Below are 707 nucleotides of genomic sequence, written 5' to 3' on the forward strand. Positions count from 1 at the left end.
TGGGGCCGAAGAAGATCCAGAAACGGCTGGCCGAGCGGTTTGGCGAGGCCGAGGTACCCTCTCGCACGACGATCTACAACATCCTCAAGGCCGCAGGTCGGATCGAGCCGCGGCACAAGCGCCGGCGCGTGGCGCGGTACGGCACGCCACTGCGCTCTGCGCGCGAGCCCAACGGACTGTGGAGCGCGGATTTCAAGGGGCAGTTCCTGACTGCGGACCAGTGCTGGTGCTATCCGCTCACGGTGATGGACCACGCGAGCCGATACCTGCTGGGCTGCAAAGGCCTGGGCGGGCCGCAACTGGCGCCGACGAAGTCGGCGTTCGAGCGGCTGTTCCGTCGTTATGGGCTACCGGACCGGCTGCGCACGGACAATGGCGTGCCGTTCGCATCGACCAGTTGCGGCGGGCTGACGCAGTTGTCGATCTGGTGGCTCAAGCTGGGGATCGTGCCAGAGCGCATTGCCCCGGGGCGTCCGGAACAGAACGGACGGCACGAGCGCATGCATCGCACGCTCAAGCGCGCGACAGTGTTGCCGCCAGCGGCGACGCTGGCGGCGCAGCAGCGGCGCATGGACGCGTTCCGGCGGTTCTACAACGAAGAGCGGCCCCATGAGGCGCTGAGCCAGCGCACGCCGCACAGTTGCTACACATCCTCGAATCGGGAGTACCCAGCCCGGCTGCCGGAGATGAGCTATCCGAGCTACATG

General features: G+C 67.2%; 1 protein-coding gene. It reads left to right on the plus strand.

Annotated elements, in window-relative coordinates; all coding sequences use genetic code 11:
* The coding region (locus VSR71_RS35005; RefSeq protein WP_342917907.1) for an integrase core domain-containing protein at window positions 1-707 on the plus strand (707 nt) is incomplete at both ends.

This window comes from Cupriavidus oxalaticus (assembly GCF_038900635.1).
GTDB classification, from domain to species: domain Bacteria; phylum Pseudomonadota; class Gammaproteobacteria; order Burkholderiales; family Burkholderiaceae; genus Cupriavidus; species Cupriavidus oxalaticus_B.